The following is a 15,393-nucleotide window of genomic DNA, read 5'->3' as shown; positions in this document are numbered from 1 at the left end:
CGCGTTATGGCGGGGACTCGTAAGAGACTGCCGGGGTCAACTCGGAGGAAGGTGGGGACGACGTCAAGTCATCATGCCCCTTATGTCCAGGGCTTCACACATGCTACAATGGCCAGTACAGAGGGCTGCGAGACCGTGAGGTGGAGCGAATCCCTTAAAGCTGGTCTCAGTTCGGATCGGGGTCTGCAACTCGACCCCGTGAAGTCGGAGTCGCTAGTAATCGCAGATCAGCAACGCTGCGGTGAATACGTTCCCGGGCCTTGTACACACCGCCCGTCACGTCATGAAAGTCGGTAACACCCGAAGCCGGTGGCCTAACCCCTTGTGGGAGGGAGCCGTCGAAGGTGGGATCGGCGATTGGGACGAAGTCGTAACAAGGTAGCCGTACCGGAAGGTGCGGCTGGATCACCTCCTTTCTAAGGAGCATTCTCCAGGACATGTACCAGCACACAGGTGCTCGGATGATGGTCTGGCAGAGCCCGTTTCGTTCCCACACGTGGAACGGCGGGAGCTCACGGGTGGAACACTGACAATCAGATCCTGCAGAACGCGAAACCATGTTTCGCCGGCAGGAACTATATCGATGCACTGTTGGGTCCTGAGAGAACACGCGAAAGCATGTTTCTTTCTAGGCAAGACATATACAAGCGGGAGATTGTATCTACATCGCATTGTTCGGGTCTTTTCGGAGGTTCGGGTGGTGGCTGGTAGTGCAGCGAGTCTTTCGAGTGTGTGTTGTTTGAGAATTGCACAGTGGACGCGAGCATCTTTGTTGTAAGTAATGAAGAGCGTACGGTGGATGCCTTGGCACCAGGAGCCGATGAAGGACGTAGGAGGCTGCGATAAGCCTCGGGGAGCTGTCAACCGAGCTGTGATCCGAGGGTGTCCGAATGGGGAAACCCAGCACGAGTGATGTCGTGTTACCTGCACCTGAATATATAGGGTGTGTGGAGGGAACGTGGGGAAGTGAAACATCTCAGTACCCACAGGAAGAGAAAACAATAGTGATTCCGTGAGTAGTGGCGAGCGAAAGCGGATGAGGCCAAACTTTGTGCGTGTGATACCCGGCAGGGGTTGCGTATGGAGGGTTGTGGGGTTTGCATTGTCGATTCTGCCGGATCGGCCGACAGTGAGAAATTGTGGTGTTAGTCGAAGTGGTCTGGAACGGCCTGTCGTAGAGGGTGAGAGTCCCGTAGACGAAAACATTGCAACTGTCGTTGTGGATACCCAAGTAGCAGCGGGCCCGTGAAATCTGCTGTGAATCTGTCGGGACCACCCGATAAGCCTGAATACTCCCTGGTGACCGATAGCGGACTAGTACCGTGAGGGAAAGGTGAAAAGTACCCCGGGAGGGGAGTGAAATAGTACCTGAAACCGTGCGCTTACAATCCGTCAAAGCTGGTGAACAGTTTACTGTTGCTGGTGATGGCGTGCCTTTTGAAGAATGAGCCTGCGAGTTAGTGGCATGTCGCGAGGTTAACCCGTGTGGGGTAGCCGTAGCGAAAGCGAGTCCGAATAGGGCGTATCCACCTTGTGTGGTGTAGTGGCGTGTTCTAGACCCGAAGCGGAGTGATCTACCCATGGCCAGGTTGAAGCGACGGTAAGACGTCGTGGAGGACCGAACCCACTTAGGTTGAAAACTGAGGGGATGAGTTGTGGGTAGGGGTGAAAGGCCAATCAAACTCCGTGATAGCTGGTTCTCCCCGAAATGCATTTAGGTGCAGCGTCACGTGTTTCTCGCCGGAGGTAGAGCTACTGGATGGTCTAGGGGGCCTACAAGCTTACCGAAATCAGCCAAACTCCGAATGCCGGTGAGTGAGAGCGTGGCAGTGAGACTGCGGGCGATAAGGTTCGTAGTCGAGAGGGAAACAGCCCAGATCGCCAGCTAAGGTCCCTAAGCGTGTACTAAGTGGAAAAGGATGTGGGGTCGCGAAGACAACCAGGAGGTTGGCTTAGAAGCAGCCACCCTTGAAAGAGTGCGTAATAGCTCACTGGTCAAGTGATCCTGCGCCGACAATGTAGCGGGGCTCAAGTACACCACCGAAGCTGCGGCACTCACACAACAGCCCCATGCAAGTCTGCGGATTTGTGTGCAGGTGTGTGGGTGGGTAGGGGAGCGTCGTGCAGCCATGGAAGCATCGGAGTGATCCAGGTGTGGAGGCTGCGCGAGTGAGAATGCAGGCATGAGTAGCGAAAGACGAGTGAGAAACTCGTCCGCCGAATGACCAAGGGTTCCTGGGCCAGGTTAATCCGCCCAGGGTGAGTCGGGACCTAAGACGAGGCCGACAGGCGTAGCCGATGGACAACGGGTTGATATTCCCGTACCCGTGTAACCGCGCCCATGGTGAATCAGTGACACTAACCACCCTGAATCCACGTGACTGATCTCTTTCGAGAGTGAGGCGTGTGGTGGATGCGTGGGACCTGATCTGGTAGTAGCCAAGCGATGGGGTGACGCAGGAAGGTAGCTGGGCCAGTCAGTGGTTGTACTGGTGTAAGCCTGTAGGGCGAACGGTAGGCAAATCCGCCGTTCATCAAGCCTGAGAGGTGATGCGTAGCCGATTGAGGCGAATTCAGTGATCCTATGCTGCCGAGAAAAGCCTCTAGTGAGTTGTTACACGGCCCGTACCCCAAACCGACACAGGTGGTCAGGTAGAGAATACTAAGGCGATCGAGATAACTATGGTTAAGGAACTCGGCAAAATGCCCCCGTAACTTCGGGAGAAGGGGGGCCCTGTCCGGTGATCACTCTTGCAGTGTGAGCTGGGTGGGGCCGCAGAGACCAGTGAGAAGCGACTGTTTACTAAAAACACAGGTCCGTGCGAAGTCGTAAGACGATGTATACGGACTGACGCCTGCCCGGTGCTGGAAGGTTAAGAGGACCGGTTAGCCAGTGATGGCGAAGCTGAGAATTTAAGCCCCAGTAAACGGCGGTGGTAACTATAACCATCCTAAGGTAGCGAAATTCCTTGTCGGGTAAGTTCCGACCTGCACGAATGGCGTAACGACTTCTCAGCTGTCTCAACCATAGACTCGGCGAAATTGCATTACGAGTAAAGATGCTCGTTACGCGCGGCAGGACGAAAAGACCCCGGGACCTTCACTACAGCTTGGTATTGGTGTTCGGTTCGGTTTGTGTAGGATAGGTGGGAGACTGTGAAGCGGTGACGCCAGTTACTGTGGAGTCGTTGTTGAAATACCACTCTGATCGTATTGGATACCTCAACCTCGGACCATGATCTGGTTCAGGGACAGTGCCTGGTGGGTAGTTTAACTGGGGCGGTTGCCTCCTAAAATGTAACGGAGGCGCCCAAAGGTTCCCTCAGCCTGGTTGGCAATCAGGTGTCGAGTGCAAGTGCACAAGGGAGCTTGACTGTGAGACTGACAAGTCGAGCAGGGACGAAAGTCGGGACTAGTGATCCGGCACCGGCAAGTGGAAGCGGTGTCGCTCAACGGATAAAAGGTACCCCGGGGATAACAGGCTGATCTTCCCCAAGAGTCCATATCGACGGGATGGTTTGGCACCTCGATGTCGGCTCGTCGCATCCTGGGGCTGGAGTAGGTCCCAAGGGTTGGGCTGTTCGCCCATTAAAGCGGCACGCGAGCTGGGTTTAGAACGTCGTGAGACAGTTCGGTCTCTATCCGCCGCGCGCGTAAGAAACTTGAGGAAGGCTGTCCCTAGTACGAGAGGACCGGGACGGACGAACCTCTGGTGTGCCAGTTGTTCCACCAGGAGCACCGCTGGTTGGCTACGTTCGGAAGGGATAACCGCTGAAAGCATCTAAGCGGGAAGCCTGTTCCAAGATGAGGTTTCTCACCCCCTCGAGGGGGTAAGGCCCCCGGCAGACCACCGGGTTGATAGGCCAGAACTGGAAGTCGGGTAACCGATGCAGGTGACTGGTACTAATAGGCCGAGGACTTACCACAAAGAAGCTACGCGTCCACTGTGCAATATCTGAAACAACACACGTTTCAGGTTGTACCCACAATTGAATGAACCAACATCGTTCACCGAACCCACCGACACGTGGTCATCGGAGACGACCGTTGTGTTCCGTGTGTAACTGTTTCGCAGAGTTACGGCGGCCATAGCGGAGGGGAAACGCCCGGTCCCATTCCGAACCCGGAAGCTAAGCCCTCCAGCGCCGATGGTACTGCACTCGACAGGGTGTGGGAGAGTAGGACACCGCCGAACACAACATTCCAGAATGGCCCCCGACCACCAGGTCCGGGGCCATTCTGCATTTCGAAACCACCCACACCCACACCACCCTCTCGCGGACGAACGCGCACGCATCCGCCATCCGCGCGCGCACAATCGCACCCCGACCGCTCACCAATTCCCGCGCACCTGACGAACGCGCGCGCACGTGCAGACACCCGCGGGCCTCGAACCGCACACAGACGCGGCTCCTACGGTGCTCGCGTGTGACGGCCGAGCAAATGCGCGCGCACTTGCGATACGCGCGCACAATCGCACCCGGACCACCGACCATTTCCCGCGCACCTGACACACGCGCGCGCATTTGCGGACACCGGGGGACTGGACCCGAGTGGCGGCGCGACGCGCCCGCGACGGTCGACCAAGCAAAGGTGATGGCGCTCATCGAAAATGCTCAACTTCGCTCAGCGAAAGTGCTCACCCGGTAGCGGTGATCACTGTAGCGGTTGACGGGTCCCGGTGACGGCTTTGCGGAGCTTCTCCGATCGTGCGTTGTGATCGCGGAGCCGGTAGGAATCACCGGACATATCGAGGACTACCGATCGATGCAGGAGACGGTCGAGCATGGCTGCTGCGACGGTGTCGTCACCGAGAACCGTTCCCCACGATCCGACACCACGATTGCTGGTGATCACGATCGATGTCTTCATATACCGTTGCGAGACAACCTGAAACAACGCCGAAGCCGCCTCTCCCGGCAACGGAAGATACCCGAGTTCGTCGATCACCAACAGTGTCGGCCCGGCGTAGAACCGCATCGTCGTCGCCCATCTGCCTTCGATCGCAGCCCGGTGACATCGAGCGGCGAGATCGGCGGCGGTGGTGAAATACGTCCGATACCCGGCATGCGCAGCAGCCCGCGCCAACCCGACCGACAGATGCGTCTTCCCGACCCCCGGCGGGCCGATGAGCAGCACATTGGTAGCGGTCTCCAAATATCTGCAGGTCGCGAGCTCGTCGATCAGCTTCTTGTCGACCCCGGCGGCGTTGTCGAAATCGAAGTCCTCGAGCGATGCCGGGGTCGGCAGGCACGCGAACCGCAACCTGCCTGCCAACCGCCGCGCTTCGGTGGCAGCAACCTCGATCGAGAGCAACCGCTCCAGCGCCGCCGTCATCGACAGCTCCTCCGCCGCGGCCTGGTCGAGGACCGCCGGCAGTGCTTCGGCGGCGTCGGCGAGTTTGAGGACCCCGAGATGGCCACGCAAACGTTGGTAAAGGCTCGCTGCTTCCGCGGTGTTCGGTGCGGGAAGTCGATCGGCAGCGGCACCTCCTTTCGGTGTTTCACTCATGCGAGAGTGTTCCTTCCCCGTGCAGCCCGCTCGTAGGCCGAGAGGTCGATGACATCCGATGATGCTGCCGCGGAATCGGTTTCAGCTGCTCCTGTCGAGTAGTTCGTACTATGGAAACTGCTGCCACGCAATACTTCTGCCGCCCTGAGCGCATCAGGCCCGGGTGGTATCCGTTCTTTGCGGCGGTGCGGTTTGCCGGTGTTCGCGGTCGCCATCGCGGCCCGTTCGAGTGCGACGACATGACCGCTGTCGCGGACGATCATGCCGAGACCGTCGGCGGCGACCGCATGCCTGGCGACAGTGATGCCGGAGGCGGTGACGATGTCGAGATGACTACCGCCGACGGGGCGGGTGACGGTGACCTGCGCGGACGCCAACTCCGGCGGGACGGAGTACTGGTTGCCGCGGTAGGACACCAACGCTTGCCGCGACGCCGTCCGACTGTCGCCGAGAATCACCGGATACGCCGTCGCCGGCGGTTCCTGCAGGGGTTCGGCCGCTGCGAGGTCGGCGACAGTGCTGGTTCCGTCCGGGGTGTGGCGGGTGCGACTGTCGGAGATGGCGGCACAGAAGTTGTCGAGATGCGCTTGGGCCTGCTCGACGCTCATGTCCGGTAACGACCGCCACCAGCGTTGTGCTGCAGTGTGATTCGCTTTCTCGACGACACCTTTGCGGTTCCCTCTCCGCGGTGGGCAGATCGCGACCGAGACCCCGTAGTACTTCGCGACGCCGGCGAAGCTGGCGGTCACCGCACCGGACTCGGGGTGGCAGACAGTGGCCATCCGGTCGAAACGCCAGACTCGGGTGGTGCCGCCGAGAGCGCGGACAACGCGGTCGAGATTGTCGACCAGATGTGGTTGATCCATCGACGGGGTCAGTACCGCCCGCCATTTCCCCGAGTGTGCGAGGGAGCCGACCCACAGGTGTGCTGTTCTGCCCCAACCCCATTCAGTCGGCGGGTTCGGTAGATCGACGTAGTCCCATTGGGTTTCTTCGCCCGGTGGGTGGTCGATGATGGCGTTGGCTCGGTCGGTTGCGGTCCTGCAGGCCAGGCAGATCGGGCGTAGTTTCTGCTGCCGGATCTTGCGGGTCATCGTCGGATAGGACAGTGCGAAGCCCAGGGCCAACAGTTCGTCGAACAGGGCGACCGCCCACAGGTGCGGGTCCTCGGTGAATCGGTAGCGGATGTAGTCGATGAAGTCCTCGAACGGGTCCGTCGTGGACTTTCGTCGCACACCTGGGGTGGTGGTTCCGTTGATGTAGTTGCGGACGGTGCGGCGGTTGCGGCCGGTATGGCGGGCGATGTCCGAGATCGACATGCCTCGTTTGTGCAGTGCGGATATCTCCATGTCCTCTTCCCATGTAAGCATGAGATCGCGGGTCTCCTTCGGGGCGCTGGTGTGTGGTCAGAGACCATCAGCATCGGAGGAGGCCCGCCCTCATTGGCGGAGCCACACGGGTGAGCACTTTCAGAGATCAGATCTGGGCACTTTCACTGAGCGCCGTCAAAGGCGCGCGCACTTGCGATACGCGAGCAGAATCGCCACCCGACCACTGCCCATTCCCCATGCAGCTGACACACGCGCGCGCGTTTGCGGGCTCTCGGAGTCTTGGCCGCGCCTCAGGTGACCGTAGGTACGAATATCACCGCGCAGCGTAGCCGTCGTCGTCTACGCACCTCGTCGTCCGGAAGTGCTTACTGTTCGCGGAATAGCCTTTGCGCCAGGGGAATTGGTGTACGAACGACTCGTGCGTCGTGCGCGCTGAATTTAATCGGTGGAGTTCGTCGCGGTGGCCGTGCATGATCGTGACACAGGCACATCGCAGAGACCGTGGAGGTGGACAATGGCAGCAGAAGCGAATTACGTAGGCCGTCGAGTCGTCTGCTCTCGGTTCGCGATTTGCGCCGATCATGCTCTCTGAGTGAGCCTTCGGCTGAATCGGCCGGTTCCGGCCGTCGATACGCCGCAATCGATTCAATACTCCGCCGCACAGCAATGCTCTGTGTTCGGCGTCCACTCTTGTTGTAGGAGAACAGATGTACCACTACGAACAGATCCTGAACGAACACCGACAACGCGTCGCGCGTGGTGCGCAGAACTACGAACGGCGTCGGGTTGCAGCGGAACGAGCCGCTCAAACACCTGTCGCAGAGGCAGATTCACGTGAGACCGAGGCCGCGGAGACAGTGGCCTCGAACAACTGTGAATCGGAATCCGAGATCAGCGTCGGGGTGATGTCGTCCCGGCGCTGACAGTCAGGGCTCCATCAGATGCGAGTAGCGATCGCCCGCGGCTGCGATGAAGTCGCGAACGAACCAGCACGCAGGGACAACGCGCAGTCCCTGCGTGCTGGTGTCGTCGAGAGCGTATTCGGTGAGGGCAGCGGCAAGTCCTCGACCGCGAAACTGCGGAAGCGTCACGGTGTGGTGAAACGTTCTGGAACCGTCCGATTCGAGGTACTCCGAGTAGCCCGCCAACTCGGAATCGACATAGATCTCGAAGCGATGGTCGGCACCGTCGTGGGTGATCTCGACCGTCATGGTTGTACCTCCTCGCCGAGTTCGGTGTCACCACGGTAACCGGCACTCGTCCTGCGGGGTGTTCTGCGGTTACTCGAGCACGCATTGACGCAGTAGGGTGAGGGAAACCGAGTCGTGCAAGCGCCACCCGTCGCAACACCTCTCTTCATAAGTACGGGGCGCTCTCGAGGCTGAAGGTGGCAATCCGTGGAAGACACATCCGACCGGGGAATCAAGGCATTCATCCGAACCGTCGCACAGCGCGGTGGACGCGCGGAGCGGCTGACGACATCGCGACGCAATCCCGTGCAGGTCTGGTCGATGGACGGCACGTCGTCGTGCATAGTCCGAGTGCGATCGAAGGTAACGGGTGATTGGAAGGCCCGCAGGCAGGACGAATCGCTCGAGAGTGACGACACCGGATCCTCGTATTGGGTGTTCGTCGATCTCGCGAACGAAGAGCCGCGCTTCTACATGGTCTCGTCCGAAGAGATGGCTACCGACATCCGCGGAGAAGTGGACCTCTGGGTCCAGGATTCGCCACTCCGCACCAGGACCGGGCATCACGCAATCGCCGTGGACCGAGTGCTGCACGGCAGCGAGCGTTGGGACCTGCTGGGTCTGAGTTCGACGTTGGACACATCGGTCGACCTCGGCCCCGAACAGACGTGGGTTCGTACACCGCGGGTGAAGACACCTCGTAAGTCGGCCAAGGCAGCCGTGGAAGAAGAAGTGATCGACAACCGGGTACGGGTGGTTGCCGATTGTGAGGGCTATCGGCTCAGCGGCCGCTACGATCCCGAGACGCAGCGACTGGAGATCACCGCAGGACCGATGGAAGGCCGCCGGTTCGACAATCCATCCGTCGCTGCCAGTGCGGTAGCCACACATATCAGTGGGGATGTCGAGGAGCGCGACGGCTGGCAGTTCTGGCAGCTCGACACTCCGGATCGCGCTCCGCTGGGATCGTTTCAGTAGAGAACCACAGCTCACGACCGCTGTGTTGTGACTCCTCACCAAATTGGCTTTTCCGGTAAAAACGGGACAAAGGTCCGATTAATCTTGCGCTGGTAGGACGAGCTCCCTGTTTTAGCCTCTGGGTCGAATCGATGTTCGAGAGTTCGTCCGTGCATCGAAATTCGGGTATCAGCGAGCTCAACGGTCGACAGTGCGAGGGGTGCTGTCGACCGTGGGGAGAGGTCTTCACCATGGAACATTCCTTCCGGACGGGCTCAGCCCACGCGTCCCGCTTCCTGTTCCTCATCGCCCAGTTCGTCGATCGGAGAATCCCAGCCGAGTTCTTCTCGGCTCAATTCCGAGAACTGCAGAACACCCAATCCACGTATCTCGATGCCGACGTCTCTTCGGTCATCGGAATGTTGTCGGTCGACGTCGGCGCGTACCTGGGTGATGTCGAGATCCGAGGGGTGGACTACATCGACTCCGAACAACTCTGGCTGGCTGCCGGTCAGGCGTTCCGTGATCTCATGACCGTCCAGTCCGAGCACTTCGAACGTGAGGCCGGGTGACGGCACCCCAACGTCACCGGAATCGATCACGATGCCGCAGAAGGTCTTCGAGCCGAAATCGTCGGTGAGTGCCTCGCATTTCGATCGGTAGATCGCCCGCATCGGCCAACCGTCTGACATAGGTGTCGGAAACACCGAGCACCTCGGCAGCTTGCGAGGTGGTCAGCAACTCGTCCACGGTGCCGATGGCCACCGCCCGACCGGTCGAGAGCTGGGTGAGAAGTTCCAACACCGCACTGCGTGCTGCTTCGTCGAGCGGTACCTCCGAACCGCCGATTCTGATGTCCACGTCTGGTCCGGTCCGCTCGTGAACGACCGCCGCCAGCGAGTTGGCCGATCGCGACTCGAGAGCAGGCATGACGAATCGGAAGTCCATCGGTCCAGGATAGGAGCGGGCAGAGGCGTCGGTACGCATAGGCTCGAAGCACCCAGCATGTGAGGAGTGTTTTCAGTGCCCCAGTTGTTGCACCTCGATTCGTCCGCAGACCCGGATCGCTCGATCAGCCGTAGGGTGACGGCCCGCTTCTCGGACGCCTGGCATGGCATCGGCACCGATCACTCGGTGATCCATCGAGACCTGCACTCGAGTCCGCTGCCGCACCTACCCACCTCGGCGCTGCACTGGGCACCCCATCTGCGAACCGCCGACGAAACCGTGGATCCTTCCGCCGAGGCGTTGCAGGTCGAACTGATCGAGGAACTGATCTCGGCGGACGCGGTGCTGATCGGCGCACCGATGTACAACTGGTCGATCCCGTCGACCTTGAAGGCATGGATCGACTACGTACACGTTCCGGGCATCACAGTGCCGTTCGAGAGTGACACGGCACCTCTCGTCGGCAAGCCCGTGGTCGTGGTGACCAGTCGGGGAAACGACTACACCCCTGGTACCGACAACGCCTCCGCCGACCACACCACCGCGCAACTGCGACAGGTGCTCGGAGTTGCTCTGAGGATGGACGTGCACTTCGTTCCGGTCGACCTGACGCTCGCCGAGCGGGTGCCGGCGCTCGCACCGCAGATTCCGCGGGCACGAGCCAATCTGGAGGCGGCGTTCTCCGCCGTCGACGATCTCGCGCTGCGATTGGGTGGAGCAACCGCCAGGTGAGGGCCGAGTAGCCTGGCGAGGTGCTCTCGAACGGCCCAGGCAACGACACCACCCTCGGTGAACGTGGATCGGGGCGCCATCGCATCAGGACGCCGTCGCGCAATCGCGGCCTCGCGCTCCGAATCGGCCGGGTTTTCGTCGCCACTGCGGCAGTTGCCTCGGTTGCGGTGAGTGGAATCGGGTTCGCGGTGTACCGCGAAGCCACCACGGGACTGACCACCTCGGATGCGCTCGACGGCATCGCGAACAACGATTCGAGTGGCAACGGCGAGGACACCAACATCTTGTTGATCGGCCTCGACAGTCGGAAGGACATGGACGGCAACGACCTGCCTGCCGAGTTCGTCACCGATGCGCTGCATGCGGGCGACAGCGATGTCGGCGGTTACAACACCAACACGTTGTTGCTGGTGCACCTTCCGGCCGACGGCGGTCGCGCGACCGCGCTGTCGATACCTCGCGACGACTACGTCGACGTTCCCGGATACGGCAAGCGAAAGATCAAGGAAGCGTACGGACTTGCGAAAGCCGACGCCGATACACGATTACTCGACGAGGGCGTCATCGATACGGCCGAGCGGGAGCGTCGAGCGCGAGACGCTGGTCGACGATCGACGTTGACCGCGGTTCGTGATCTGCTCGACGTGCCGATCGATCATTTTGCCGAAGTGAACCTTCTGGGCTTCTACGACGTGGCGACTGCCGTCGGGCCCATTCAGGTGTGCCTGAACAATCCGGTACACGACAACTATTCGGGCGCGGACTTCGCGGCGGGCGCGCAAGAGCTGAGCGCATCGCAGGCGCTGTCCTTCGTCCGGCAACGCCACGGCCTCGACAACGGCGACCTGGATCGAACCAAACGACAGCAGGCATTCGTGGCGGGAGTGATGGCCAAGCTCAGCGCCTCCGGTGTCATGGCGAACATCGGCGAACTCCGGGCGCTCGTAGCGGGCACCAAGAACGACGTCGTGATCGATGCATCCTTGGATCCGGTGAAGCTCGCAGGGGGAGCCGGTGCAGTCATGCAGGGCGACATCGATTTCTACACCCTCCCGATCACGGGCTACGACACGATCGACGGGCAGGACGTCAACCTCGTCGACGTCGATGCCATCAGGGCCGAGGCAGTACGGTTGATCGGCGACGCGCCTGCGCCCGCATCGCCGATGACCTCGGCGCCTGATCCGGCAACAACGCCGCCCCCGCTCGAGGTCGTCGCACCGGATCCGTCCCCGGATCCGGTAACGGCCCCCGACGCGGGTGTGCACAGCGACGGCGGCATTCCCTGTGTCGACTGAGCCCTGTGTCGACTGAACCCTGTGTCGACTGAATTCCTGCGGTACCGGTCAGAGCGTCGACGCGCTGAGCAGAACGTCCATCAACTGTTTCTCGACCGCCGCGAACTGCGGCGTCGTGACGATCTCGAGCCCGCGTGGGCGGGGCAGCGTGACCTCGATCTGGCGTCGAACGTGGGCGGGCCTGGGGGAGAGGACGATCACGCGATCGGAGAGATAGACCGCTTCGCGGATGTCGTGCGTGATCATCAGCACTGTCCACCGAAATTCCGACCAGACCTGCTGCAACCACGCCTGCATGTCGCTTCGAGTCAACGAGTCCAGCGCCCCGAAGGGTTCGTCGAGCAGTAGTACCGATCGTCCCTGCACCACCGTGCGCAGCAGCGCCGCCCGCTGGCGCATGCCGCCGGAGAGCTCGGACGGTCTGGCCGACTCGTACCCGTCCAGGCCGAACACCGGGAACAGCTCGCGTGCCCGCGCACGCGCTTCCTTCTTGGCAACGCCCTGCACTTCGAGCCCGAGGGTGGTGTTGTCCAACACCGAACGCCACGGAAACAGGAGATCCTTCTGCGGCATGTAGGCGCACGGCGGTACTCGAACCGTGCCGGAATCGGGCCTGTCGAGCCCGGCCAGCATGTTGAACACCGTGCTCTTACCGGAACCGCTCGGGCCGATGATCGACACGAACTCGCCGGGGCGAACACCGAACGACATGCCGTCGAGGACGGGCTTCTCGCCGAATGATTTGCTGAGATCGCGAACATCGATGCAGGTGTCGGCGTCAGACATGGAGACCCGCCGAACCGTGACGTGCCCAAGGCGCGACAAACCGCTCCACCAGGAAAGTCGAGACGAACAGGACCACACTGATCACGGCGGTCACGGCAACCGCGGCGAGAACCAGATCGGTACGAAACGAGTTCTTCTGTTGGCTCATGTAGATGCCGAGTCCCGCACTGGCCCCGGCATATTCGGCAAAGATCGCACCGACGACGGCGTAGGTGATTCCGATGCGCAGCGAGGTGAAGAAGCGGGGCAGCGCCGATGGTAGCCGCACGTATCGAAACTGTTGCCAGCGCGAGGCACCCATGCTGGCCAGCAGCGACCGCGCGTCCCGATCGGCCGCTGCGAAACCCTCGATGAGCCCGATGGCCATGGGGAAGAACGTGGCCAGTGCGATCACCAGGATCTTCGGAAGCAGCCCGAAGCCGAACCAGATGATCAACAGCGGCGCGATCGCGATGATGGGAAGCGTCTGCGATACGACGAAGAGGGGAACGAACGCGCGCCGCAGCCACGGCGAGAAGTCCACCGCGATGGCCAGCAACCAGGCCAGGGCCAGGGAGACCGCGAAACCGACGAGGGTCACTTGCAGGGTCGCCGCCGCGTTCTCGGCGATCGCATCGCGTTGCGCCCAACCCTGGACCACCACGCGGCCGGGGGACGGCAGCACCTGCGGCCGGATGCCGCTGATCTGGACGTAGACCTGCCAGGCGGCGATGATCAGAACGACGACGGTCAGCGCAGGCCACGCCCAACGCAGCGAGGCTCGGATACCGCTGAACGAGTAGGAACCTCGGTCAGCGGCTACCGGCTCATCGATCGCCGAGGTAGTCATTGGTGAAGTAGGTCGACCAGTCCGGCTCCGCGGTCAGAGGCGCGCCGTTCTGATCGGCGAGCACACCGCTGTCGTAGAGGAATTTCGAGTACTCGGTCCACTTGTCGAGACTCTGCCGTCCTACCTCGCCAGTGGAGTCCTTCATGTACTTCTCTGCGAGCATCTCCTGGCTCTCGAAGACGAGCGATTCGTCGGTGAATGTTCCCGGATTGGCGTCGATCAGATCCTGTGCGGCCTTGTCCGGATCGTCGGCGGCGAGTTGGTAGCCGCGCTGAAGTGCCTGGACGAACTTCTCGGCCTGATCCGGATGGGCGGCGAGCCAGGGCTCGTTGCCACTGATCGTGATCGCGTAGGCGTCGGGAAATCCGTAGTCGGTGTAGTCGAAGTACTTCATCGGCGTTCCGCTGTGCTCGGCCTCGATGCCTTCCCACGCAAAGTAGGAGACGGTGAAGTCGGCGGTCCCGGAGTAGACCGCCTCGTACGCCGAGGTGCCCAGTACCACCGTTTCGTATTCGCCTGTGCCGCCGTCGTTCTGGATGACCTTCTCGAGTCCGGCCTGCTCGCCGGACTCGCCGAAGCCGGCATAGACCTTCCCGTCGAGCGCCTTCGGGCTCGGTATGTCGTCTCGATCGGCGCGAACTCCGATGCCGGTCGCCCAGTGTTGGAGCGGCGCGAGGACCGAGACGATCTGCGCGCCCGCCGAGGTGGCGAAGACGCCCGAACTCTGTGTGCTGATACCGAACTCGGCGTTTCCGGCATCGACGAGAGTGTCCGCCGCAGTATTGTTGTACGGCAGAATCTCCACGTCCAGGCCGGCGTCGGCGAAATAGCCTTCCTGCAGGGCCACATAGAGGCCGGTGTGGTTGGTGTTGGGCGTCCAGTCCAACGCGAACCGAATGGTGTCGGAGTCCGTCGAGTCCGAGCAGCCCGCCAGTCCGGTCGTGGCAACGACGGCCGCCGCCAACGAGGCGAGAATTCGAGTGGTTCTCATGCGTACACCGCACTCTCGGCCAGGGGCCATGGGGTGGGATGTAACGCGCTGTCCCAGAACATCAATTCGTACCTCGATGCCACGACGAAGGCGTCGATCATCTGCTCGCGCTGTATCGGAGTCGCGGCAGCAGCCGCGTCGTCCACGAATGTCCTGGCTGCGTCGACGATGGCATGGAATTCGGGAGCGTCGTACGCGGCCACCCACTGCGCATACGGGTGATCGGGATCGCGATCGAGAACCGCCCTCGCTGCACCGGCGAGTGAGCGGCCGACGTCGGCGTAGATCCAGAAGCAGGGCAGAACAGCTGCTGCTGCAACAGGATACGGTTCGGTTGCCGCCGTCGCGGTCAGGTAGGACGTGTAACCGAGGCATGCCGGGGAAGGCTCTGGCGTCCGGGTCGACGGGGGCAGGGCTCCACCGGTCAGCATCGCTTCGTGCGACGCGGCCTCGTCCATCGCGCTCGCGGCGGCGCTTGCCCAGAATGCTCCGGCGACCGGGTTCGGTGCGTGTGCTGCCAGCAGCGACAGCGACTTGACGTACCCACCGAGATAGAGCGAGTCCTGTTCGAGGTACCGACGGAACGCGTCGAGCGGAAGCGTCCCCGCCCCGAGGAGTCGAAGAAATTCGAGGTCGTCGATCGCGCGTCGAATGTCCTCGGAGGCATCCCACAGTAGATCGGTGAAGCGGACCGGGTCCGCAGATACAACAGGCGTCATCGCCTTGACATCCCTTCGTCAGCATTACCTGCATCAGGTTCGGCGGGTTTGATCTCAGCATCCGCATCGGCGGACACACCCCGTGTCAGAACGAAAGCGAC

The 15,393-nt window shown here is 61.4% G+C and carries 13 protein-coding genes, 3 rRNA genes and 1 riboswitch (1 of these 17 cut by a window edge); of the genes, 8 read left to right on the top strand and 8 right to left on the bottom strand.

The window, feature by feature from the left end:
* The 3 genes from AYK61_RS25800 to rrf form a co-directional block, all read left to right on the top strand.
* Positions 1–416, top strand: a 16S ribosomal RNA gene (locus AYK61_RS25800); it begins 1,099 nt to the left of the window's first position.
* A 356-nt stretch (positions 417–772) separates the two neighbouring features.
* Positions 773–3,927, top strand: a 23S ribosomal RNA gene (locus AYK61_RS25795).
* Between the two features lie 151 nt (positions 3,928–4,078).
* Positions 4,079–4,195, top strand: a 5S ribosomal RNA gene (gene rrf / locus AYK61_RS25790).
* The 16S, 23S and 5S rRNA genes sit together here, the layout of an rRNA operon.
* A 461-nt stretch (positions 4,196–4,656) precedes the next feature.
* Here rrf and istB read toward each other — a convergent pair.
* Together istB and AYK61_RS25780 are read right to left on the bottom strand one after the other, a co-directional pair.
* Entirely contained in the window at positions 4,657–5,511 is an 855-nt protein-coding gene (istB, locus tag AYK61_RS25785) for an IS21-like element helper ATPase IstB (protein WP_008720604.1), read from the bottom strand.
* Positions 5,508–6,881 carry a Mu transposase domain-containing protein gene (locus tag AYK61_RS25780; protein WP_008720605.1) on the bottom strand — a complete coding sequence of 458 codons (1,374 nt, stop codon included), beginning with the start codon at positions 6,879–6,881 and terminating at the stop codon, positions 5,508–5,510. Before AYK61_RS25780 ends, istB begins: the two co-directional genes overlap by 4 nt.
* A 668-nt stretch (positions 6,882–7,549) precedes the next feature.
* Between AYK61_RS25780 and AYK61_RS25775 the strand changes: the two genes are divergently transcribed.
* Positions 7,550–7,765 carry a hypothetical protein gene (locus AYK61_RS25775; RefSeq protein ID WP_121873712.1) on the top strand — a complete coding sequence of 72 codons (216 nt, stop codon included), beginning with the start codon at positions 7,550–7,552 and terminating at the stop codon, positions 7,763–7,765.
* 3 nt (positions 7,766–7,768) lie between these two features.
* Here the strand turns inward: AYK61_RS25775 and AYK61_RS25770 are convergent, their stop codons facing one another.
* A complete protein-coding gene (locus AYK61_RS25770) occupies positions 7,769–8,053 on the bottom strand; it encodes a GNAT family N-acetyltransferase (RefSeq protein ID WP_121873711.1) in 285 nt (94 codons plus the stop codon).
* 186 nt (positions 8,054–8,239) lie between these two features.
* Between AYK61_RS25770 and AYK61_RS25765 the strand changes: the two genes are divergently transcribed.
* Positions 8,240–9,010 (top strand): hypothetical protein, encoded by a 771-nt coding sequence (locus tag AYK61_RS25765; protein ID WP_121873710.1) that lies wholly within the window; start codon positions 8,240–8,242, stop codon positions 9,008–9,010.
* Between the two features lie 230 nt (positions 9,011–9,240).
* Complete coding sequence (locus AYK61_RS25760; RefSeq protein ID WP_094688156.1) at positions 9,241–9,561, top strand: homoserine dehydrogenase; 321 nt, start codon at positions 9,241–9,243, stop codon at positions 9,559–9,561.
* Between the two features lie 13 nt (positions 9,562–9,574).
* On the opposite strand, the gene AYK61_RS25755 is transcribed toward AYK61_RS25760, so the two are convergent.
* Positions 9,575–9,937, bottom strand: coding sequence for a helix-turn-helix domain-containing protein (locus AYK61_RS25755; RefSeq protein WP_121873709.1), 363 nt, complete (start codon positions 9,935–9,937; stop codon positions 9,575–9,577).
* Positions 9,938–10,012: 75 nt separating this feature from the next.
* Between AYK61_RS25755 and AYK61_RS25750 the strand changes: the two genes are divergently transcribed.
* Together AYK61_RS25750 and AYK61_RS25745 are read left to right on the top strand one after the other, a co-directional pair.
* Positions 10,013–10,669 carry an FMN-dependent NADH-azoreductase gene (locus AYK61_RS25750; protein ID WP_121873708.1) on the top strand — a complete coding sequence of 219 codons (657 nt, stop codon included), beginning with the start codon at positions 10,013–10,015 and terminating at the stop codon, positions 10,667–10,669.
* A 20-nt stretch (positions 10,670–10,689) separates the two neighbouring features.
* On the top strand, positions 10,690–11,967 hold the full coding sequence (locus AYK61_RS25745) for an LCP family protein (protein ID WP_121873707.1): 1,278 nt from the start codon (positions 10,690–10,692) through the stop codon (positions 11,965–11,967).
* A 48-nt stretch (positions 11,968–12,015) separates the two neighbouring features.
* On the opposite strand, the gene AYK61_RS25740 is transcribed toward AYK61_RS25745, so the two are convergent.
* The 4 genes from AYK61_RS25740 to AYK61_RS25725 all read right to left on the bottom strand — a co-directional run bounded on the left by AYK61_RS25740 (position 12,016) and on the right by AYK61_RS25725 (position 15,292).
* Positions 12,016–12,753 carry an ABC transporter ATP-binding protein gene (locus tag AYK61_RS25740; RefSeq protein ID WP_121873706.1) on the bottom strand — a complete coding sequence of 246 codons (738 nt, stop codon included), beginning with the start codon at positions 12,751–12,753 and terminating at the stop codon, positions 12,016–12,018.
* A complete protein-coding gene (locus AYK61_RS25735) occupies positions 12,746–13,582 on the bottom strand; it encodes an ABC transporter permease (RefSeq protein WP_183130560.1) in 837 nt (278 codons plus the stop codon). Before AYK61_RS25735 ends, AYK61_RS25740 begins: the two co-directional genes overlap by 8 nt.
* Entirely contained in the window at positions 13,560–14,573 is a 1,014-nt protein-coding gene (locus AYK61_RS25730; RefSeq protein ID WP_121873705.1) for an ABC transporter substrate-binding protein, read from the bottom strand. The genes AYK61_RS25735 and AYK61_RS25730 overlap by 23 nt, the downstream gene beginning before the upstream one ends.
* Complete coding sequence (locus tag AYK61_RS25725; RefSeq protein ID WP_121873722.1) at positions 14,570–15,292, bottom strand: TenA family protein; 723 nt, start codon at positions 15,290–15,292, stop codon at positions 14,570–14,572. The genes AYK61_RS25730 and AYK61_RS25725 overlap by 4 nt, the downstream gene beginning before the upstream one ends.
* Positions 15,286–15,385, bottom strand: a riboswitch (TPP riboswitch). Its footprint overlaps the gene before it by 7 nt.
* Positions 15,386–15,393 lie beyond the last annotated feature (8 nt).

It is taken from the genome of Rhodococcus sp. SBT000017 (assembly GCF_003688915.1).
Taxonomy (GTDB): Bacteria; Actinomycetota; Actinomycetes; order Mycobacteriales; family Mycobacteriaceae; genus Rhodococcoides.
The sequence above is the reverse complement of the archived record's forward strand: the minus strand, read 5'-3'. Positions and strand labels throughout refer to the sequence as shown.

Coding starts and splice junctions, on each gene's coding strand:
- AYK61_RS25780 (WP_008720605.1), bottom strand. CDS start 6,881: ATGCTTACATGGGAAGAGGACATGGAGATATCCGCACTGCACAAACGA.
- AYK61_RS25725 (WP_121873722.1), bottom strand. CDS start 15,292: ATGACGCCTGTTGTATCTGCGGACCCGGTCCGCTTCACCGATCTACTG.
- AYK61_RS25730 (WP_121873705.1), bottom strand. CDS start 14,573: ATGAGAACCACTCGAATTCTCGCCTCGTTGGCGGCGGCCGTCGTTGCC.
- AYK61_RS25735 (WP_183130560.1), bottom strand. CDS start 13,582: ATGACTACCTCGGCGATCGATGAGCCGGTAGCCGCTGACCGAGGTTCC.
- AYK61_RS25740 (WP_121873706.1), bottom strand. CDS start 12,753: ATGTCTGACGCCGACACCTGCATCGATGTTCGCGATCTCAGCAAATCA.
- AYK61_RS25775 (WP_121873712.1), top strand. CDS start 7,550: ATGTACCACTACGAACAGATCCTGAACGAACACCGACAACGCGTCGCG.
- AYK61_RS25770 (WP_121873711.1), bottom strand. CDS start 8,053: ATGACGGTCGAGATCACCCACGACGGTGCCGACCATCGCTTCGAGATC.
- AYK61_RS25755 (WP_121873709.1), bottom strand. CDS start 9,937: ATGGACTTCCGATTCGTCATGCCTGCTCTCGAGTCGCGATCGGCCAAC.
- istB (WP_008720604.1), bottom strand. CDS start 5,511: ATGAGTGAAACACCGAAAGGAGGTGCCGCTGCCGATCGACTTCCCGCA.
- AYK61_RS25760 (WP_094688156.1), top strand. CDS start 9,241: ATGGAACATTCCTTCCGGACGGGCTCAGCCCACGCGTCCCGCTTCCTG.